Origin of the sequence: Nostoc sp. FACHB-888, from assembly GCF_014696655.1 — a bacterium.
Classification (GTDB): Bacteria; Cyanobacteriota; Cyanobacteriia; order Cyanobacteriales; family Nostocaceae; genus Nostoc.
On the sequence record NZ_JACJQM010000010.1, the window covers coordinates 86,967 to 106,702 of the forward strand.

Consider the following 19,736-nt stretch of genomic DNA (forward strand, 5'->3'; position numbering starts at 1 on the left):
TTGTTATCTTTGGAGCGATAGCGCAGCGATAACGCTGCGTTATCGGTCTACAGCCTTTTTCCTAAAGGAGACACTAAACGAACGGCTATCCTAGGGTGGGCGTCTTAGGCTAGCATCAAGGGATCAGATCGCACTGGCTCGCTTACAGAAAATCGCTGTAGAATTTTGGATGCCCAAGCTTGGAGGGAGTTCAAAATCATGTCCATTAGTCGTTAAGAAACTATTAGCTGGCTTTCATATTCACACTAATAAGTTGTTCTAAAAGTGCAAGAACATCACTGCGGCTGAGTTTCTCTTTACCATTAGCAAGGGCATCAAGAGTACCATTAGCTAAAGTTAAGGGAATTTGACAAAAATCCAAGGCTGGCCCGGTAGGAAGTTCTTTGGTGTAAGCTTCTGCCAGAGCTAGATTGCGCCGCGCATACTCTTGCATATTTGCTGCACTCCAACCCTGTGGGAAAAAGTCTACCCCACGCCCTAAATCCTCAGTATGGTTACGCAGGATATTAACTGCTTGTAAACCCCGACCAAACCCAATCGCCTGAGTACGGTTAGTTTGCGTTCCATCGTACCAAGTCCATAAGTCCGATAGTAACAATCCCACTGCACCTGCAACCCCAAAGGTATAACGGTCTAAATCAGATTCTGTGTCAATTTTCCAGTTTCTTTCTGCCCAGTAAGCCATCCGGTCTGCCATTGCAGCAGTGGCATCCCAAATTCGAGGTGCAATGGTTTCTGGTGCTAGCATCAACCATTCTCTAATCCTTAGAGTTACTTCTTCTAAGGTATGCTCATATCCGCTAAATCCTGCAAAGAAAGCATCTACCGCGAAGCCATCAACCCCTGCCTGTAATGTCAGGCTAATCGCTCTTAACAGCTTTGCTTTAGTAGGATTATCTAGTTCGGCATGATCTTCAATTTCATCAATGGCACGCATACACAAATATGCTGATGCTACTGCTTCTTGTAATTTTGGCGGTAAAAGATTAATTGGGATATAAAAAGTTCGGCTAGTTTCTTTGAGGATTTGCAATGCATCTCTACGTAAATTCATGTTTTCACTCCCCGCTTGATTTTTGCACCACATGAAATTTGCAGTTTTTTGATGATACTGGATATAGTTTTGACTAAACCTTAAAAACTATAGACTATAAGATACGCTAGTATTTCATCTAAACATTAGTAGTTTTTGGTGTTGCAATTAACAAAACTCTCAAATTTATGAAAGTCTAATTTAGTATATAGGGTTTTGGTCGCAAAAATCGGTAATGTGCCGTTTGATATAGCTATCATAAAGTTTTAGTGTGTATATAAAGAATTATGCTAATATTTGGTTTATTAGCGCGAAATATTTCTATGAGCGAACATCCATTTTAGGGATTTGAAAGTGTTTTAAGTCTGCGTTAATTTGACTAACAAATTGTAATCATTGTATATATAAAGACAATTTAGGAAAAGTTGACAACGGATAACAGTAATTGTACGCACCTTTAGATGCGAATGGCTGCTTGTCGACGAGTTAGTGTAAGTTAAATTAGACATGGAGGGCTGTAATGCCTGGGTTGAGCTATGTCCACGCTTGCTCAGTTACAGTGTGAACCTGCTTACTGTCTAAGGTGGCATCAATTGACCATAAGCGAGAATAAATAAGAATTTCCTGCATATTTACGAGATTGACAATAAAAAAGTGGGCTGTTTGCCCACTTAATCAAATATTTGTCAATATTTAGCCTCTCATATCATGTCCGCTAAATTACCCATCAGAAAAGAACCCCACCCCCAACTACTCCCGGCTTGCAGGGAAATTAGCTCAAGCGCAGCTTTAGCGGGGTGGGATTTCAAGTATTATCAAAGAAGGCAGTCTAATGAAAAAAATCTCAGCGCCATGCATGAAAATATGGTAGCTTCCACTCGTTCTAGCGCCGATTTCAAAGTGCCAACGTAATCACTTACTAACAGCTAATATTAGACCTTCATGGGCTAATATTGCTTGAGGAAAGGCAGATTTAATATCGACTTGAACCTGGTCAATAAAATCATCATGGTCATCTGGGTGATGATGAGAAATGGCTAGCCGTTTAACGCCAGCATTCAGAGCTGCATTCACCCCAGCTTGCCAAAGTAAATCAGCAGAGTCATGGTTGTGAGACGTAGGAGGAGTGTAAGTGGCATTGGCAATTAGCAAGTCAACACCTTGAATAAACTGTAAAATCCGCTCTCGCTCCACTTGATCAGCATTTTGGTGTAAATCTGTGACGTAGGCAACACTATAATCTTGCCAAGTAACTCGGTAGCCAACTGACCTCTGAGTTTGATTGATTAATGCAGTTGTAATGGTTACATTATCTAGTTTCACCTCACTATCAGGAGTGAGATTGTAAAACTGTAATTCCGACTGCATTACTTGTAAAGGGTAAGGAAAGTGTGGCTGGAGCATCTGGTCGTACAGACATTGTTTGATTGAGGCTCCATTTGATGCAGCTGTGCCGTAAATGTGAAAACAATTTTCTACAATAAATGCTGGAGCAAAAAAGGGAAAGCCTTGAATGCGATTTGATTGACAGTTGGTAAAAAATAAATGGGCTTCTATTGGCTGTTGCAGTTCTTGCCAAGTTTTACCCAGTATGCGTAAGCCAGTACCGCCATCGAAAATCAAACGTTTACCTGCTACGTGCATTTCTACACAAGCAGTATTACCACCATAACGACTGGTATTGCTACTTGGAGTGGGAATCAAACCTCTTACACCCCAAAATTGCACGATAAATTTACCTGCTGGGCTACTTGGCAGGGTAGATGACTTTTCAGGTGTGTAGCTCTGGGAACCCGACAACTCAAAATTTGACATTTTCCTTGAAATTAGACCTTACTGAGCAGGTCATCATAGTGCCGCACTTCCAACAGGCTGTTTTTTTCGTCCACAATGACTACTGTAGGAGAGTAACTTTTTAACTCTTCTGGAGTGAACTGCCCGTAAGTCATTATAATCAGGCGATCGCCAATAATGCCTAGACGTGCAGCACCCCCATTTAGCTCAATTACTCCTGAATGGGCTGGAGCTGCGATCGCATAGGTAATAAAGCGCTGACCGTTGGCACTATTAACTACTTGCACCTGCTCATAGGGTAAGATGCCAGCTTTTTCCAAAAGCATTTCATCGATGCTGATACTACCCACGTAGTTGATATTCGCCCCTGTCAGGGTGCAGTTATGAATTTTTGCCAAGAGGAGAGTGCGCTGCATTTGGGTTTGGGGTTAGTGGCAGTTTTTACAATCCGTAACAACCGAAATTTGTCAAAGTGAGGAGTTAAGACTGAGTTGTTAAAAGTGAGGAATAAAAATTTATAACTCTTAACTTCTAACTCTTAACTCCTAACTCCTAACTCCTCTATTATCCTCTATAAGCTTTGACGGATTTTTCTACTAAAGGTGCAACCTTATCCACATCTTGCCAACCGAGAATTTCAGTCACCTTTTTTTCCAAATTTTTATAACTACGGAAAAATTCGGCAATTTCATCTAAGCGGTGTGGTGCTAAGTCTTTCAGGGATTTGACCTGAGTGTAGCGCGGATCTTTGTCAGGAACACAAAGAATTTTCTCATCGCGATCGCCACCGTCAATCATCTCTAAAAAGCCAATTGGTCGTGCAGCAATAATACAGCCTGGAAAGGTTGGTTCGTCAATTATGACCATACCATCTAGGGGATCGCCATCATCAGCTAAAGTATTGGGTACAAAGCCGTAGTCGTATGGATATTGTACCGATGAATAAAGTACTCGGTCTAGAGCAAAAGCTTCTAGTTCCTTGTCGTATTCGTATTTATTTTTACTTTTGCCAGTAATTTCAATCAGAACGTTGATTAGGCCAGGTTTCGGTTGGGCAGGAATACGAGATAAATCCACAAAAAACTCCTCTGATAACAGTGAATCATGGGGGCACTCAGTCAGCTTCGCTCCCCGTGTAGAATTTTAGGGCAATATGGATCTCTTCTTAAAGTATTCATTTTCTGGGATGGGCATTGGGCATGGGCAAGAGGACTTGGGGACAAGGAGAATTGGGGACAAGGGGAAAGACTTGTTTCAAGTTCTCTTCTCACCTCTTGTCCCTTTGTCCCCCTCATCTGCCTCATCTCCCCCTGCTCCCCACTCTTCTTGAAATAGAAAAAGGGTTGCGAAGTTTATTCGCAACCCTTTTTCTAGAGAGTATTATTCTCTCCCATCCTTGATTACTGTTAAAGGGATTTCTGCCCCTATTGTGTCAATACAATTGAAACCTGGAGTCACACAATACAGATTTAGCTTATTCCTGATGAACTACATTCACATCTACAGAGGTTGTCACAAAATCAGTTTTTTCCTTTTTTGTAGCTTTTGTAAAGCTTTATCAATCTTTCTTTCCTTGTAGGTTTTGGATTAGGGGTTGCTGGTTATTTTGAACATCAGTTGAAGAATAATGAGCGATGACAAATACGGGTAAGATGAGAGTCAACAGCGCGATCGCAGTTCCCACAATGTCTGCCAAACGTTGGGAATATGTATCGGTATTGGCAGACTGACTATTTGAATTCATACAAAATTGAAGTTCTTCGTAACACTGTGATAGGTCTAATCTCTGATTGAGAGTATTAATGCTATTTTAGCTAGTTTTAAACTGTAAAATGTGTAGAATTCTACAACTTAAACTAGTTATACAAGTGTCATAATAGCCTTTTTGTACATGGACTTCTTAATACAAAGTTACAAGTAAACAAATAATGTTTTATTTTGTAATTAATATTTTCAGATGTTTCCCTGTATAGTGTAATGCTTCGCATACACAAAGCCAACTTTGACAGCATCATAAATTACATTTTTTCGCTGCTTAAAGATTAATTAGCAAAACATATTTGTCTGATACTTCATGAGTATAACATTCTAAAAAGCCTTTGATAAGGTCATTTTACTGGAATTGCTAATTTGTGATACAGGACACAAAACCGCAAAAGCACTGGTAGATATTCAGTGCTTTTGATTCTTATACGGTAGTTATACACACAAATATTTCGTACCACAGAAAGAATGGTCAAAATAATTGTTGCAATCAACGATAGCTACGAATAAATACTGTTGCATCAAGTGTGTTGGGCAGTATGGATTCAGTGATAGCACTAAACTAATATTTCAGAATTTAAATTATTAAATATATTCAATATCACAGTTTTTTTGTCAATCTATATATAGATAGAATAAACAATTTTTAGAAGATGGGATAGGAGTGTAGAGAGCTATTGTCAAACTTTGCACATATCTGAACAAGATTGTATAACAAATTAATTAGCTAAAAAAACCGCCACTAACTATAATAGGGCGGTCTAGTTAAGCAATCGGAGGGTAATTACAGATTACTCTGCTAATAAATAAAATTGCTGTAACGAATGCACTAAATTGGGCATGGGCCAGAAGAGGCAGAGGGGCAGGGCAAAGGGCATTGGTGTCAACTTAACGATCCTGGGTTTCAAAACTTTGATTTGACCTTAGTCCGCGGAGGCGGACTTTGCCTGTGTAGCCGCGAATTCCATTCGCCAAGGCTTAAGTTTTCACCAATGGGCGAAGGGTGCCCCTTGTTTCCTGCTCCACTTCGGCTACGCTCAGTGACCACCTGCTCTCTGCTCTCTACTCCCTAGTACAGTACGGCGTAAAAAAGCAGACCATTAAAAAGCCCTAAAGAGCTTATTCCATAAAACTTTTGAATTTTGATTTTTGACTTCCGCCTTGCGGTACTAGTTCCTTCCGTAAACACTCATCGGTTCCTTGATAAATCGGGTGTAAAGATGCTTGAACGTAGACTTAATTACGCGAGGCATACCAAAATCAATGGGCATCAACTTGTCTGGTAGTCGCCAATCTTCTATTTTCAAGAAGTCAGGATTTAAATGCGGAAACTCTATGCCAGCTAGTTCTGGACAAACTCCTAGTCTTTGGGAAGCTGCAACTGTGGGCACTTGTTCAGGAGAAACATTGAGGATTTCTACCATTGCCCGATCTAAGGCAAATACATCTGATGCGGCTGCTAAAATCCCTAGCTGGCGAGGTTCACCATTACTGGGGCCATTTCCTTCATGACCGATGATGCCATCTAATATGGTTAAGTTAGGGTTAATTGCCTTGGCAGTTTCTACTAACATTTCACCAAATCTATTCGCGTCTTTTCCAGCTTCCATGTGCCACCAAGCTTTCATTTTGCCGGGAACGCAACCAAACAAGTTTTTTACACCTAGTGTTAATGTCAACTGCATATGTGATTTCACTTTAGGCAAGTTAATCACTACGTCTGCTTCCATTGCTTCTTTAGACAGCCGCAGATGGTTAAAATTATCACTGACGGTTTGGTAACGCTGACCATGAAAATCGATGATGGGAAGATTGAGTTCTTCTAAAATCGGCAGATAGCCGTTTGCCACTGCTACGCCCTTAGCACTGCCAAAAGCAGGACTATCGCCCAAAAATGGCTTGCCGCCAACCTCAATTACCATCTGGGCAACTTCGTAAACTAGTTCAGCACGGGTGATACACTCTTTCCCAGGACGCGTCCCTGTAAGTAAATTCGGTTTGAGTAAAACGCGATCGCCTTTTTTCACAAATGCTGCCATTCCTCCAAAAGGTTCCAGGAGAATGGCTAAGGATTCTCGTAAAGCCTCTCGTTCGTAGGATGTAGCCCGAATGAGACTAACAGATGGTTTTTGAGTTTGCATGGATGAATTGGGGAGTAGGGAGTGGGGAGTGGGGGAGATGAGGGAGTAGGGGGAGTAGGGGGAGCAGGGGAAGCAGGGGAAGCAGGGGAAGCAGGGGAAGCAGGGGAAGCAGGGGGAGAAGAACTATTAATTATTGTCCAATGCCCCATGCCCCATAATCTATTATTCTGTTCTAAGCGGTAAGATACCACTCATTTGTTCTAGATTTAACACTGTGGCTAAGTCTGCTTCACTCATCAATCCGCGTTCTAAAACAATCTGCCGTAAAGATTTACCAGTTTCTAAAGATTCTTTGGCGACAGCTGCGGCATTTAAATAACCGATGTGGGTATTTAGTGCAGTTACTAAAGCTAAACTGCCTTCGGCATAAGCTAAACAACGTTCCTTGTTCGCAGTAATTCCCTGGATGCAGCGTTCGGTGAGTGCGGCGATGGTATTACCCAGAATTTCGATACTGTGAATCAAGTTATAGGCAATCAATGGCATCATCACATTTAATTCTAATTGTCCGGCTTGGGCGGCTAATGCGATCGCACTATCGTAACCCATCACCTGAAAACACACCATTGATGTCATCTCTGCCATCACTGGATTATATTTCCCTGGCATTATCGAGGAACCGGGTTGCACTGGTGGGAGTTGAATTTCTTTCAAGCCAGTTTTTGGCCCCGAATCCATCAATCGTAAATCGTGAGATATTTTGGCTAAATCTTGCGCTAAGTTGCGTAAAGCACCAGAAACATTTACAAATGGAGCCATACTCTGCATAGCTGCCATGAGATGGGGCGCAGGTTCTAATGGAGTATGAATTAATTCTGAAAGAACTTCTACCACACGGGCGCGATAAAGAGGATGAGTATTTAATCCTGTTCCGGCTGCACTACCTCCCAAACCCAGCACCATCAAATCACCAGAGGCGGTGTAAATCCGGTTTTGGTGTTCTGTGAGGATTTGTGCCCAAGCACGAAAATTTTCACCCAAACGCACGGGTACTGCATCTTGTAAGTGGGTTCTGCCAGATTTGACGATATTTTGAAATTCTACAGCTTTGTTTTCTAAGGATGCGATCGCACCATCTATTGCTGGGTGCAATGTCTTGGATAATGCCAATAATCCACCAATCCGAATGGCGGTAGGAATCACATCATTGGTAGACTGCCCATAATTAACGTGATCGTTAGGACTAACACGTTTATAATTGCCTTTTTCTTCACCAAGAATTTCTAAGGCGCGATTTGCCAGAACTTCGTTGACATTCATGTGGTGGGATGTTCCAGCACCCGCCTGATAAACATCCACGACAAATTGATCTCGGAACTTCCCAGCCAGGATTTCATCAGTTGCTTGGATAATCGCCTGACTAATATCTTCGGGGATGCAATTCAGTTCTCCATTTACAATTGCTGTAGCTTTTTTAATTATTAGGCAAGCATCTACGTAAGTATTTAGAGGCTTAATCCCGCTAATGGGAAAGTTTTCGATTGCCCGCAGTGTTTGAATGCCGTAATAAAAGCTACTAGTAATTTGGCGATCGCCCATCGAATCGTGTTCGATGCGGAATTGAGAGTCTGTGTGTTCAGTCATAGTATTGTTTTAGGAGAGCTACAGAAAACAGATTTTCCCACGCAGCCACACTCAGATACACTAATCTGCATAGATTTTGCATATTTGCTTGAGCGAAGAGGCAGGGGAGCGGGGAGCAGGGGGCAGGGAGAATAACATTCTAGAATTCCCCTGCCTTCATGGTTTCAGAGTCATCTCCATTTATGGATGGAGTTTCTCCCCTGCCCCCTGCCCCCTGCCTCTTTTTGGCTGCTTGTTGCTTTACACTTGTTAATCTTGAAGTTTGATTTGTGAATTCCCTATGACCATACCCAACTGGATTACTTTCTCTCGCCTATTGGGAATACCATTTCTGCTTTACGGTTTATATAATCCTACACCTCAAGCTCAGTGGATATGTTTGGCGATTTTTCTTGTTGCTGCATTAACTGATTGGTTAGACGGCTATTTGGCGCGGAAACTCAACCAAATTAGTGAATTGGGTAAGTTTCTCGATCCCTTAGTGGATAAACTTCTGGTACTTGCGCCGTTGCTGGTTTTTATTGAACTAGGAAAAGTGCCAGCTTGGGGAGTGTTTTTGATTTTAGCGCGAGAATTAGCGATCGCTGGTTGGCGGGTGAATCAAACGACGATTACCGGGGCGAATATTTGGGGTAAACTCAAAACTGTTAGTCAAATAGTAGCGATCGCACTTTTGATTGCGCCTCTAGGTGAAGTGTGGCAAACTCCCTCTCTGATTGCCTTTTGGGTTTCTGTCGCCTTGACTTTAATATCTGGAGGTATTTATCTTTTGCCGCAAAAAGCTAGGACTCATGAAACAACAACATAATATGTAATTTCAGAAATAATTCAACAGAATTTTATAGGAGTTCTGAGGTATAGTTCTTATTCTTAACTCCAAACTCCAAACTTCTAACTTTTTTCATGCCATCTAAAATCTTACCACCGCCCCTAAAACCTGGAGACTTACTACGAGTAATTGCCCCTAGTGGTGCTTTGCGAGAATTTGAGGCATTTGAACGGGGTATAGAAATTTGGCGATCGCGTGGTTATCGGGTAGAAGTCAGTCCTCAGATAGATGACAAATGGGGCTATCTGGCAGGAACGGACGAAACTCGTCGTCAGCAATTAGCAGCAGCATGGCAAGATCCTGATTGTCGTGGTATTCTCTGTACCAGAGGCGGTTTTGGTAGCACCCGCATTTTAGAAGATTGGAATTGGCAACCAAACTCAGTCCTTCCCAAGTGGCTTATAGGCTTTTCTGATATCACAGCTTTATTGTGGAGCCTTTATATAGCAGGAATTTCTGGTGTTCACGCTCCCGTGCTGACGACTTTAGCAGATGAGCCAGATTGGTCAATTGAGCGATTATTTGATTCGGTAGAAGGTCGTCCTCTCGCTCCTCTCAAAGGTTGCGGTTGGGGTGGTGGTGCAGTGAATGGCACTTTGCTAACTGGTAATCTCACTGTGGCTACTCACCTTTTGGGTACACCAATCCTGCCACACCTGGATGGTGTAATTCTGGCGTTGGAAGATGTCACAGAAGCACCCTATCGCATCGATAGGATGCTGACGCAGTGGCGTTTAAGTGGTGCTTTATCTCAAGTCTGCGGTATTGCTTTGGGCGGTTTTACTCGCTGTGAAGCGCCGCCAACTGTGTCTAGCTTCAGTGTAGAAGAAGTATTGCGCGATCGCTTGGGTGATTTGGGTATTCCGATTGTTTCTGATTTGCCTTTTGGGCATGATAATCCAAATGCTGCATTGCCAGTGGGTGTAAAAGCAACTTTAGATGGGGATGCGGGAATATTAGTGATACCTACGGCGGCAAGCTACGCGTCATAGTTTACCGCAAATATTATTCATTTTTTCAGGATTTTTTGGAACCATTGTTCTACGCGATCGCCCATAGCTTCTAAAGAGTATAGAGTTTCTGCTTGCTGGCGACAAGTTTGGCGGTCAATTTCGTCCAAACGCTTAATCGCTTCTACTAAAGCTTGGACACTATCAGGTTCCACCAAAAAACCAGTTTTTCCTTCTTGGACAATTTCTGTTAAACCACCCCGACGATAAGCAATTAAAGGTACTCCACAAGCAAGCGCTTCTATTGCTACATTTCCAAATGCTTCTATCCAACGAGGAGTGACTAATAGTGCCTGACATTGACCTAACTCCTTTTGTAGCTCAACCGTTGGTAAAAATCCTATATATTCTATGGGAGCATTAGGGTAATCTTGACAAATCTTTTCCCAGTAAGATATATCCTGTTTTAATCCGAATATTTTCAGTTTAATACCAGTGATTTCTGCTGCTGCTACTGCATCTTCTAGTCCTTTCTCAGGAGCTATTCTACCTACCCATGCCAAGCTCTGAGTCGGTTTCTGGCAAAACTGATAAATAGATAAATCCATGCCATTTAATAGACAAATACACCGTTTTGCAAATGTGAAAGTTGCTGCCTGTGTTTGACTGTGAACACCGATAGTACCCGGAAATTTGACTGCTACTTGTTCAATAATCTCATCCATTGCATCTGTCAAAGAACCCATACTGATCAGATGTGCGATCGCACAGTTAAAATATGGTGTTAAATATAATGGCAACCAATCATAAGCAAAATTAACAATCAAATCATAATCGGCTTGAACTTGGCGAGCATAATCCCACATATTTGCTAAAACAGAATTTTTATGCAACAAAATCGGATCACTAGGACTCTGATTTTGGGCTGGTATCTGTATTAGTTCTCCGGGAATTTCTCTAATAGGTAAACAATTGCTGATAGACCCTTCCGGTGCAACAATTTCTAATTTATGCCCTCGCCGCAGCATCTCTATAGCAATATTAGATAGGGTTAATTCTACTCCCCCTCCTAATCCTGAACCTAGCGGGCCCATTGGGGTAGACATAAATAATAATTTATGGTACATTTCCGTCGTTAATCTATTTTCCTAAACATCATTCTTTCCATTTAAACAACGTACTTATTGGGTTTCGCTATGGCTCCACCCAAAAAATATGTAATTAAATCCAACTTTGCTTACGGTAGCAGCGAGTTGTAATCAGGTAAGGATGAAAAACCTCTAAAAATTTACTCTGAAGTGTATGAAAAAATGTTTCTACTAGTTTAGGATCATCTAAATGGAAAGGAAATTCTTGATTGAAACCTTTAAAGAAATGCCAATTCACTATCATTTTACCTTCAGAATTCAAAGATTGATAAAATTCTAATAACTGCTGGTTAGGATCTGGTAAATGTTCTAAAACATCAAAACATAAAATTGTATCAAATTTTTCTTTAGCAGGGATTTCAAGAGGACAAATTATTTTTTTGCTCAGTCCCATTTTCTCTGCTCGATACTGAACAAAATCACGATTAATCGGATTAATATCATAATAGATTACTTGCTCAACTTTTGGGCAAAGAGCAGCGCCAAGGGAATGAGTTCCTATTCCACCACCAAAATCTAACACTCTTCCTTGAGCATGATCTGCAATCAACCGCAACATATCTCCAAAATAAGCAGAACTTGATAAATGCCAAGCCCCCAATTCAAACAAATAAAGTTCTCCTACTTTCTCACGATAGAAAGCAGTTGCTTCTTCCCAATTAAAATCTTTGTGTCCTAAATTCTTTATTTCCTCTTGTCCTGCGGCTAACTTTGTCTCTATGGTTTCCCGATCTAAATTTAAAAAACCTTGTAGATGATGTTTTAATTCAAATGAATTTTCTAAAAAGCTACTTAAGAGAGAAGGCGTAGTAGAGTTTACCATAAAAAATTATATTGCAATCAAATCAACGTATTCTATTTTAGAATAAATGTATACCACTTTGATTTATTACCCCTCGTAAACATTGAGATAGAATTTGGCATGAAAGCTACCCTTTTCCAATCCCAAATTCAGAATTTTTCCCGCCAGTTAACCAATTCTGTTTTGCGGCTTTCGCTGATAGTAATTATTCTGAGTATATTTTTTATATTTTTATATGGTTGTCAGGGAACAATCCAAAAGAATGATAAAGTAATTCATTTGAGTCTATGGCAATCAATCAATCCTCCTGCTAATCGGGATGTATTTAACAAACTAGTAAATAAATTTAATCAGACTCATACTGATATTAAAGTTGAATCTATCTTCATAGGTCAACCCCAATTGCCAAAAATATTAACAGCAGTTGTGGGCAATACATCTCCAGATATTCTGTCATTCGATCCTCAATTGACAGGTCAGTTTATGGAACTAGGGGCAATTCAACCTTTAGAAGAATGGTTGGACAAATTGCCATTGAAATCGGAAATTAGCCCCAACCTATGGGAAGAATTAAAATTAGACGGTCATCTTTGGTCAATCCCACTTTATACAAGCAATTTAGGCATTTTTTACCGACCTAAACTCTTTCAAGCTGCCGGAATTACGCAAATTCCTAAAACTTGGGAAGAGTTAAGGGAAGTAGCCAAAAAATTGACCATAGACCGAAATGGTGATAACAGACCTGAACAATACGGAATGTTATTGCCTTTAGGAAAGGAAGAATGGACTGTCTTTAGTTGGTTCCCCTTTTTATTGACCACTGGTGGAGAGATTGTAACAAATAATCGTCCAAATTTGATGAATGCGGGAGCGATCGCAGCCTTAAAATTTTGGCAAGACATATTAAAAGATGGTTCAGCAACCCTCTCCTCTCCAGAGCGAGGTTATGAAGAAGACGCTTTTATTGCAGGTCGCGTTGCAATGCAGATCACAGGCCCTTGGACTTATATAATGAAGTCCAATGTTGACTTTGAAGTATTCCCCATACCTGCAAGTGTGAAACCTGCTACGGTGACAGCCACTGGAAATATGTATTTGATGAAGACTACGCCAGAAAGAGAGCAAGCCGCGCTCAAATTTTTAGAGTATGTTTTAAGTGAAGAATTCCAAACAGAATGGAGTATGGGGACGGGTTTTTTACCAGTTAACATCAAATCTGTCCAAAGTCAGGCTTATCAAGAATTTCTCCAGCAAAAACCTGTCTTGAAAGTCTTTATTGACCAAATGTCTATATCAGGTTCTCGACCAATCATTCCTGGCTATAGTCGCTTGTCTGACAGTTTAGGGCGAGCCATCGAAGCCACTATGCTAGGCGCATCTCCAGAAAAAGCACTCAAACAAGCTCAAGCAAACCTCGATTCAATTTGGGATTCCCTACAATCTAGATGAAATGTAAAATCCTAAATTAAGGCTTCCTTTTTACCCAGAAATTTCACTCCGGCGGTGTAAATTTTTTTTCAAGGTACACAAGCCAATTGCTGGTATAATTCCCAAGATTATTGCTGTCAATCCTTGTCCACTCCAATACAATATAAGACTCCGATTAGCTTCTGGAATCAGGTTTTGCACAATAAAAAGCAACCAAACCAAAATACTAATTAATAAGAAAGAGATTGAAGGTAAAAAATTCCACCACCAAATCCCTGTTGTATATCGCCTCAGTACCAGCCATTGGCAAAGCCCCAGCCAAATACCAGAAATTATATATGCGATCGCAGACACAAATGCAAAAATAAAAGTTTGTTCAGGAGATAAAGTTTCATTTAACGATAAGGCAATAGTTGAAATATAGTTAATCCAGGCTGTAGAAACGCCGTTGGCAATTAACCAACCTACACTAGTAGCAAATAACCACTGCCAACCTGGTAAATATCGGTAAAGGACAAGGCTTTGGTCAGCAGCGAAAATTACAGCGAATACAACATTACTGATACTCCTGACCAAAATATTCCATGTTTGTGGTTGGATAACAACACTAGGTGAGCTTTGGAGAATAATTTTCTCTAAGGCGATACTAGCAACGCCACCCACAACCCATCCGATCAGGGTCATTAAGGTAAACTGAATAAAGAACCTCTGTCGCTGCGATCGCGGAATCAAAAACTTTCCTGGGTTAGGCTCATTATTAGCAGATGCAACATCATCGGGACTGTTAGAGTCAGTTTGCATATAAAGTTAGGGGAGTAGAGAAAACACAAAAGAGTGACGAAATTCTTTTATATTCCACTTTCATTGTTAATTCTTGTTTTATCCCTCTCTCGACCCCGATTGCCCTTTTGAGGTAAACCTGCTGAAAAAGGGTAATCCCAGAATGATAAGCTAAACAGTGGCATAAAAATGTGACTTAGGATGAAGTAATAAATGGGTGTTTATTCAACGACTCCTCATCTCTTAAGGGCTGCTCGTGGTGAAGTAGTAGATCGTCCCCCTGTATGGATGATGCGACAAGCGGGACGATATATGAAAGCATATCGAGACTTAAGAGAAAAGTATCCTTCGTTTCGCGATCGCTCCGAAATTCCGGAAGTAGCAATTGAAGTTTCCTTGCAACCCTGGAAAGCCTTCCAACCAGACGGTGTAATTTTATTTTCTGATATTGTCACCCCATTACCTGGTTTGGGGATTGACATGGATATTGCCGAAGGTAAAGGGCCAATCATTCACTCGCCCCTCCGCACTCAAGAGCAAATTGATCGTCTGCATCCCTTAGAACCAGAAGCAGCTCTACCATTCATTAAGACAATTTTGCAAGCGTTGCGCTCCGAAGTAGGCGAGAAATCGACAGTGTTAGGCTTCGTGGGTGCGCCGTGGACTTTAGCAGCTTATGCAGTTGAGGGAAAAGGTTCTAAAACCTATTCCATCATCAAAAACATGGCATTCTCAGACCCAACGATACTGCATCAACTGTTAACTAAATTAGCAGATGCGATCGCCATTTATGCCCGCTACCAAATTGACTCTGGCGCTCAAGTTGTGCAAATGTTCGATTCTTGGGCGGGTCAATTGAGTCCTCAAGATTATGACACCTTTGCTCTCCCTTATCAGAAGCGAGTTTTTCAGCAAATCAAACAAACTCATCCTGAGACACCTTTGATTTTGCTAGTTAGCGGTAGTGCAGGTGTGTTGGAAAGAATGGCACAATCTGGCGCTGATATAGTCAGTGTAGACTGGGCAGTGGATATGGCAGACGCACGGGCAAGATTGGGCAAACAAGTCAAAGTTCAAGGAAATCTTGACCCAGGTGTGTTATTCGGCTCTAAAGAGTTTATCCGCGATCGCATTCATGATACCGTTCGCAAAGCTGGTAACTGGGGTCACATTCTCAATCTCGGCCACGGTGTTTTACCAGAAACTCCTGAAGAAAATGTCGCTTTCTTCTTTGAAACAGCAAAGGAACTAAACCTTGCAGGAGTTAAGGGTTAGGAGTTATGAGTTATGAGTTATGAATTAGGAGTTATAAACTGTTAAGTTATAAGTTTCAAGGTGCAAAGTTATTTTTTTATTCTTAACTTCTCACTCCTAACTCCTAACTTAATTCATAGCTTCTGATTCGGAACTTTTAACTTCATTTTTAACTCTTCACTTTTAACTCTTTACTTTTAAAAAATTTTTTATGAGCCAGAAACGGATTTTAGTGACTGGTGCAAGTGGTTGTGTAGGTCATTATTTAGCAGAAGCCTTAATTAAGGAAACAGATCACGAACTGTATTTGTTAGTTAGGAATCCAAAGAAACTACAAGTTGATACTAACTTCCGTTCAGGTATCAACGTTTTGCAAGGTGATATGCAAAATATTCGCCAATTTGGCGATTTGCTATCCACAATTGATACAGCAGTACTCACAGCCACAGCTTGGGGTGGTGAGCAGACATTTGATATTAATGTCGTCAAAACTATAGAGTTGATGGAACTGCTAGATCCAGAACGTTGCCAGCAGGTGATTTATTTTTCAACAGCTAGTGTTTTGGATCGCTACAATCAACCATTAAAACAAGCAGGGGAGATTGGGACAGATTACATTCGTTCTAAATACGAGTGCTTACAAAAAAAAGAAAAATTAGCGATCGCACCCAAAATTACCACGGTATTTCCCACTGTAGTATTGGGCGGTGATGCGAATAAACCTGATTCTGCTGTCACATCTGGTATTACAGAAGTAACGAAATATATTAATTTGATTCGCTTTTTAGAAGCAGATGGCAGTTTTCACTTTATCCACGGACGAGATATTGCCACTGTAGTGCGATATTTAATTGATCATCCTGTCAAAAATGATCAACCACGTTGGCTTGTTTTAGGTCAAGCACCATTAACTGCTAATCAAGCAGTGAAACAAGTTTGTGCTTATCTGGGCAAAAAGATTTACTTTCGCATTCCCATATCTATAGTATTGGCTAATTTGATTATTGTTCTGTTCCGCATTCGCATGGCTGCTTGGGATAGATTTTGCATGAACTATCGGCATTTCATCTATGAAAAATTCATCAATCCCGATAGTTTCGGCTTGCCAAATTATTGTGCAACCATGACTGATGTTTTAAAAATTAGTGGTGTTAAACGTGCTGATTAATAAAATATCTATTATTTGTTAATGATGGCAGTCATTTCTTGCAAAGTTAAGCCGACACAAGCTGCCAGTTCTTCCAACGCTAATCGTTCGCGTGTGTTTGCTTCTAACATAGATGTTGCAGCTGCAACGTAATCAGCATTAGCAAGATGATTGACATTCTTAGGAAAAGTTGTTTGGGAATAAAGGCTGGCAATGCCGGAGCTTCGAGTAAATTTTTGTATTTGATAAGTGGCAATTAGAGATGCTTGGCTGGCTCGGAGATAGGCAACATAATATTGCACAATAGCTAATCTTTTTTGCTGTCTAGCTTCTTTCCAACGAGCTTGCAAAACAGGAAGCTGCTTAAATGTACTGATGAATTTGATCGGGTCTACTGTGACAGTTAAGGAAAAGCTGTTTTCACGCTCAGATGACGAATCGGGTGATGTTGAAATTGTAGTTAGAGCCGGAGATAATTCGATAGCTACAACATCCCTAAAAGCATTCAATCCCATTGCAGCTTTTGTTTCTAGCACTTGAGCTGAGTTGCTTTCAGCAATAGCTACTAATTGCTCAATGATTTTGAGATCCTACTGTGTAATTTCAGTTTGAAGCAGGTTAGGCTGATTACCATAACTGGACTTATCTTCGGATGCAACTACAGGAAATGTAGTATTGACAAATGTAATGGCAAGGAGAATTTTGAAACTTTGTGCAAAAGCTTTTGAGAGCCATTGTGCGATCATCTGATTGATTTATTCTGAAGCGCTACACTTATTTTTTAATTTGCTTCTCTTTTCACAATACCGCTAAATGAGAATATTTTCTATAAATGTATAGTCTTTTTCAATAAAATAGTCAATATTAAGATGATAAAATCTGTCTGTAAAGCCTTGTAATCAAAGGTTATGGCATCTATTCAGGATTCTAGGCAATTAAGATTCATTACAAATTTTAGTGATAGTATTTAATATCTCTAGCGATCGCCTGTGACAGTTGCATAATTCCTATCGATATGTATTTAGTTTGTAACCTGGTCGTAATTAGAGAAACTAGAAATGTGCTGACTCCTGTTTCAATATGCTTTTCTTTTTGCTGATTTGCTGCAATAATTTCAGTCCCTAGTTGCCCATTTGAGCCAAAAATATCAGTGCTAAAATAAAACAACTTTAATAAAAAGTCAATAGCCCTTTATTTCCGTTAGAGTGGGATAACAATCAAAGTGTGAGGATTGATACTACATGCGAATCTTGTTAGTGTATCCAATATTTCCCAAAACCTTTTGGTCTTATGAAAAAATTTTGGAGTTAGTTAATCGCAAGGTTTTATTACCACCTCTGGGTTTAGTAACAGTGGCGGCGATTCTGCCCCAAGAATGGGAATTCAAGCTAGTCGATCGCAACATCCGCCCAGCAACAGAAGAAGAATGGGCGTGGGCAGATGTGGTAATTTTCTCCGCAATGATTGTCCAGAAACAAGATTTACTTGACCAAATCCAGGAAGCAAAAAAACGTGGCAAGTTAGTCGCAGTAGGCGGCCCCTACCCTACCTCTGTACCTCACGAAGTTGAAAATGTTGGCGCTGATTTCCTGATTCTGGATGAAGGGGAAATTACTCTCCCCATGTTTATTGAGGCAATTCAACGGGGAGACACATCTGGCACTTTCCGCGCTACGGAAAAACCTGATGTGACAAGCACACCAATACCCCGCTTTGATTTATTAGAATTGGATGCCTATGACATGATGTCGGTACAGTTTTCGCGCGGGTGTCCCTTCCAGTGCGAGTTTTGCGACATTATTGTTTTATACGGGCGCAAACCACGCACCAAAACCCCAGCGCAACTGTTAGCAGAGTTAGATTGCCTCTATGAATTGGGTTGGCGGCGGGGTGTATTCATGGTGGATGACAACTTTATTGGCAACAAGCGAAATGTGAAATTGTTGCTGAAAGAGTTAAAAGTTTGGATGGCAGAACACAAGTATCCCTTCCGATTTGACACTGAAGCTTCAATTGACTTAGCCCAAGACGCAGAAATGTTGGAGTTGATGGTTGAGTGTGGTTTCTCGGCGGTGTTTTTGGGAATCGAAACGCCGGATGAAGATAGTTTGCAAATGACCAAGAAGTTTCAAAATACTCGCAGTTCTCTAACTGAGGCAGTGGAAGCTATCATCAGAGCAGGATTGCGCCCAATGGCTGGGTTTATTATCGGGTTTGATGGTGAAAAAGCAGGCGCAGGCGATCGCATTGTCCGCTTTGCAGAACAAGCAGCGATTCCCTCAACTACCTTTGCGATGTTGCAAGCGTTACCTAACACCGCGCTTTGGCATCGCCTGAAAAAAGAAGGGCGACTGCGGGAAAATCAAGATGGTAACATCAATCAGACAACATTGATGAACTTCCTTCCCACCCGTCCCCTGGAAGAACTGGCACGAGAATATATTGAAGCATTTTGTACTTTATATGACCCAGTACAGTACTTAGATCGCACCTATCGTTGTTTCTTAATGATGGGTTTACCGAGTTGGAAAGCGCCAGCAAAAATGCCAGAGTGGGTGGTTGTAAAAGCGTTATTACTTGTAATTTGGCGACAAGGCATCAAACGGGAAACCCGTTGGAAGTTCTGGCATCATTTGTTTAGCATTCTCAAACGTAACCCTGGAGTTATTGAGCATTACCTTGCTGCTTGTGCCCACAACGAGCATTTTCTAGAGTATCGCCAAATTGTGCGCGATCAAATTGAAAGTCAGTTAGCTGAATATCTAGCACAGGGTGCAGAAAAACCTTATGTACTAGTAAAGGAAAAAGCTGAGGAAAAAGCTGAAGCGATAGTCGGTTAGGTGTTGTAACGGTTAATAGTAAGAATTTATTTTCTCTCTTCTGTAACTCTTTTTTTAAGGATTGGTAGAATTACAGTCCATAATTTGAGAGTTACGGAAGCAGTAGTGCTACAAAGTTAGAGGTACTATGAGTACCTCTAACTTTTTTAGGCTAATTTCTAGCTTATAATCGCACCTGCGAAATGTGGGTAATTAGCTGGATATTTCGACTTCAAATGAAGTTTTTCGACGATTTTCCCACA

19 protein-coding genes are annotated in these 19,736 nt (G+C 40.8%); 7 read left to right on the forward strand and 12 right to left on the reverse strand.

The features are described from left to right. Positions 1–223: 223 nt before the first annotated feature. The 6 genes from H6G26_RS08915 to H6G26_RS08940 all read right to left on the reverse strand — a co-directional run bounded on the left by H6G26_RS08915 (position 224) and on the right by H6G26_RS08940 (position 6,732). Positions 224–1,054: a phytoene/squalene synthase family protein gene (locus H6G26_RS08915; protein WP_190728908.1), complete on the reverse strand. Its 831-nt coding sequence runs from the start codon at positions 1,052–1,054 to the stop codon at positions 224–226. A gap of 891 nt (positions 1,055–1,945) precedes the next feature. Then, positions 1,946–2,848 carry an MBL fold metallo-hydrolase gene (locus tag H6G26_RS08920; protein WP_190728909.1) on the reverse strand — a complete coding sequence of 301 codons (903 nt, stop codon included), beginning with the start codon at positions 2,846–2,848 and terminating at the stop codon, positions 1,946–1,948. Between the two features lie 11 nt (positions 2,849–2,859). Next, the gene (panD, locus tag H6G26_RS08925) at positions 2,860–3,243 is read right to left on the reverse strand and encodes an aspartate 1-decarboxylase (RefSeq protein ID WP_190728910.1); all 384 of its coding nucleotides are present in this window, start codon (positions 3,241–3,243) and stop codon (positions 2,860–2,862) included. Between the two features lie 148 nt (positions 3,244–3,391). Continuing rightward, the gene (locus H6G26_RS08930; RefSeq protein WP_190728911.1) at positions 3,392–3,904 is read right to left on the reverse strand and encodes an inorganic diphosphatase; all 513 of its coding nucleotides are present in this window, start codon (positions 3,902–3,904) and stop codon (positions 3,392–3,394) included. A 481-nt stretch (positions 3,905–4,385) separates the two neighbouring features. Further along, complete coding sequence (locus H6G26_RS08935; protein WP_190728912.1) at positions 4,386–4,571, reverse strand: hypothetical protein; 186 nt, start codon at positions 4,569–4,571, stop codon at positions 4,386–4,388. A 1,189-nt stretch (positions 4,572–5,760) separates the two neighbouring features. Next, positions 5,761–6,732 (reverse strand): DUF362 domain-containing protein, encoded by a 972-nt coding sequence (locus H6G26_RS08940; protein WP_190728913.1) that lies wholly within the window; start codon positions 6,730–6,732, stop codon positions 5,761–5,763. Between the two features lie 21 nt (positions 6,733–6,753). On the opposite strand from H6G26_RS08940, the gene H6G26_RS08945 reads away from it, so the two are divergent. Then, positions 6,754–6,915 (forward strand): hypothetical protein, encoded by a 162-nt coding sequence (locus tag H6G26_RS08945; RefSeq protein ID WP_190728914.1) that lies wholly within the window; start codon positions 6,754–6,756, stop codon positions 6,913–6,915. Here the strand turns inward: H6G26_RS08945 and H6G26_RS08950 are convergent. Then, entirely contained in the window at positions 6,895–8,316 is a 1,422-nt protein-coding gene (locus H6G26_RS08950; RefSeq protein WP_190728915.1) for an aspartate ammonia-lyase, read from the reverse strand. The two genes, H6G26_RS08945 and H6G26_RS08950, sit on opposite strands and share 21 nt — an antisense overlap. A 280-nt stretch (positions 8,317–8,596) precedes the next feature. Between H6G26_RS08950 and pgsA the strand changes: the two genes are divergently transcribed. Next, entirely contained in the window at positions 8,597–9,124 is a 528-nt protein-coding gene (pgsA, locus tag H6G26_RS08955; protein WP_190728916.1) for a CDP-diacylglycerol--glycerol-3-phosphate 3-phosphatidyltransferase, read from the forward strand. Between the two features lie 95 nt (positions 9,125–9,219). Then, positions 9,220–10,137 carry an LD-carboxypeptidase gene (locus tag H6G26_RS08960; protein ID WP_190728917.1) on the forward strand — a complete coding sequence of 306 codons (918 nt, stop codon included), beginning with the start codon at positions 9,220–9,222 and terminating at the stop codon, positions 10,135–10,137. A 17-nt stretch (positions 10,138–10,154) separates the two neighbouring features. Here H6G26_RS08960 and H6G26_RS08965 read toward each other — a convergent pair whose 3' ends face one another. Continuing rightward, positions 10,155–11,201 carry a glycosyltransferase family 4 protein gene (locus H6G26_RS08965; protein WP_347242449.1) on the reverse strand — a complete coding sequence of 349 codons (1,047 nt, stop codon included), beginning with the start codon at positions 11,199–11,201 and terminating at the stop codon, positions 10,155–10,157. 115 nt (positions 11,202–11,316) lie between these two features. Continuing rightward, on the reverse strand, positions 11,317–12,066 hold the full coding sequence (locus tag H6G26_RS08970) for a methyltransferase domain-containing protein (protein WP_190728919.1): 750 nt from the start codon (positions 12,064–12,066) through the stop codon (positions 11,317–11,319). 99 nt (positions 12,067–12,165) lie between these two features. On the opposite strand from H6G26_RS08970, the gene H6G26_RS08975 reads away from it, so the two are divergent. Next, a complete protein-coding gene (locus H6G26_RS08975) occupies positions 12,166–13,494 on the forward strand; it encodes an ABC transporter substrate-binding protein (protein ID WP_190728920.1) in 1,329 nt (442 codons plus the stop codon). A gap of 30 nt (positions 13,495–13,524) precedes the next feature. Here H6G26_RS08975 and H6G26_RS08980 read toward each other — a convergent pair whose 3' ends face one another. Continuing rightward, positions 13,525–14,274 (reverse strand): hypothetical protein, encoded by a 750-nt coding sequence (locus H6G26_RS08980; protein ID WP_190728921.1) that lies wholly within the window; start codon positions 14,272–14,274, stop codon positions 13,525–13,527. 192 nt (positions 14,275–14,466) lie between these two features. Between H6G26_RS08980 and hemE the strand changes: the two genes are divergently transcribed. Next, positions 14,467–15,528 carry a uroporphyrinogen decarboxylase gene (gene hemE / locus H6G26_RS08985; RefSeq protein WP_190728922.1) on the forward strand — a complete coding sequence of 354 codons (1,062 nt, stop codon included), beginning with the start codon at positions 14,467–14,469 and terminating at the stop codon, positions 15,526–15,528. A 190-nt stretch (positions 15,529–15,718) separates the two neighbouring features. Continuing rightward, positions 15,719–16,675: an NAD(P)-dependent oxidoreductase gene (locus tag H6G26_RS08990; protein WP_190728923.1), complete on the forward strand. Its 957-nt coding sequence runs from the start codon at positions 15,719–15,721 to the stop codon at positions 16,673–16,675. 11 nt (positions 16,676–16,686) lie between these two features. Here H6G26_RS08990 and H6G26_RS08995 read toward each other — a convergent pair whose 3' ends face one another. Further along, the gene (locus tag H6G26_RS08995; protein WP_242053643.1) at positions 16,687–17,190 is read right to left on the reverse strand and encodes a hypothetical protein; all 504 of its coding nucleotides are present in this window, start codon (positions 17,188–17,190) and stop codon (positions 16,687–16,689) included. A gap of 54 nt (positions 17,191–17,244) precedes the next feature. Next, positions 17,245–17,400: a hypothetical protein gene (locus H6G26_RS42445; protein WP_242053644.1), complete on the reverse strand. Its 156-nt coding sequence runs from the start codon at positions 17,398–17,400 to the stop codon at positions 17,245–17,247. 495 nt (positions 17,401–17,895) lie between these two features. On the opposite strand from H6G26_RS42445, the gene H6G26_RS09000 reads away from it, so the two are divergent. Further along, on the forward strand, positions 17,896–19,494 hold the full coding sequence (locus H6G26_RS09000) for a B12-binding domain-containing radical SAM protein (RefSeq protein WP_190728924.1): 1,599 nt from the start codon (positions 17,896–17,898) through the stop codon (positions 19,492–19,494). Positions 19,495–19,736: the final 242 nt, after the last annotated feature.

What these genes read in the sequence shown, in the direction of transcription:
- H6G26_RS08915 (WP_190728908.1), bottom strand. Translation starts at nt 1,054, where the DNA reads ATGAATTTACGTAGAGATGCATTGCAAATCCTCAAAGAAACTAGCCGA.
- H6G26_RS08920 (WP_190728909.1), bottom strand. Translation starts at nt 2,848, where the DNA reads ATGTCAAATTTTGAGTTGTCGGGTTCCCAGAGCTACACACCTGAAAAG.
- panD (WP_190728910.1), bottom strand. Translation starts at nt 3,243, where the DNA reads ATGCAGCGCACTCTCCTCTTGGCAAAAATTCATAACTGCACCCTGACA.
- H6G26_RS08935 (WP_190728912.1), bottom strand. Translation starts at nt 4,571, where the DNA reads ATGAATTCAAATAGTCAGTCTGCCAATACCGATACATATTCCCAACGT.
- H6G26_RS08940 (WP_190728913.1), bottom strand. Translation starts at nt 6,732, where the DNA reads ATGCAAACTCAAAAACCATCTGTTAGTCTCATTCGGGCTACATCCTAC.
- H6G26_RS08950 (WP_190728915.1), bottom strand. Translation starts at nt 8,316, where the DNA reads ATGACTGAACACACAGACTCTCAATTCCGCATCGAACACGATTCGATG.
- pgsA (WP_190728916.1), top strand. Translation starts at nt 8,597, where the DNA reads ATGACCATACCCAACTGGATTACTTTCTCTCGCCTATTGGGAATACCA.
- H6G26_RS08960 (WP_190728917.1), top strand. Translation starts at nt 9,220, where the DNA reads ATGCCATCTAAAATCTTACCACCGCCCCTAAAACCTGGAGACTTACTA.
- H6G26_RS08965 (WP_347242449.1), bottom strand. Translation starts at nt 11,201, where the DNA reads ATGTCTACCCCAATGGGCCCGCTAGGTTCAGGATTAGGAGGGGGAGTA.
- H6G26_RS08970 (WP_190728919.1), bottom strand. Translation starts at nt 12,066, where the DNA reads ATGGTAAACTCTACTACGCCTTCTCTCTTAAGTAGCTTTTTAGAAAAT.
- H6G26_RS08975 (WP_190728920.1), top strand. Translation starts at nt 12,166, where the DNA reads ATGAAAGCTACCCTTTTCCAATCCCAAATTCAGAATTTTTCCCGCCAG.
- H6G26_RS08980 (WP_190728921.1), bottom strand. Translation starts at nt 14,274, where the DNA reads ATGCAAACTGACTCTAACAGTCCCGATGATGTTGCATCTGCTAATAAT.
- hemE (WP_190728922.1), top strand. Translation starts at nt 14,467, where the DNA reads ATGGGTGTTTATTCAACGACTCCTCATCTCTTAAGGGCTGCTCGTGGT.
- H6G26_RS08990 (WP_190728923.1), top strand. Translation starts at nt 15,719, where the DNA reads ATGAGCCAGAAACGGATTTTAGTGACTGGTGCAAGTGGTTGTGTAGGT.
- H6G26_RS42445 (WP_242053644.1), bottom strand. Translation starts at nt 17,400, where the DNA reads ATGATCGCACAATGGCTCTCAAAAGCTTTTGCACAAAGTTTCAAAATT.
- H6G26_RS09000 (WP_190728924.1), top strand. Translation starts at nt 17,896, where the DNA reads ATGCGAATCTTGTTAGTGTATCCAATATTTCCCAAAACCTTTTGGTCT.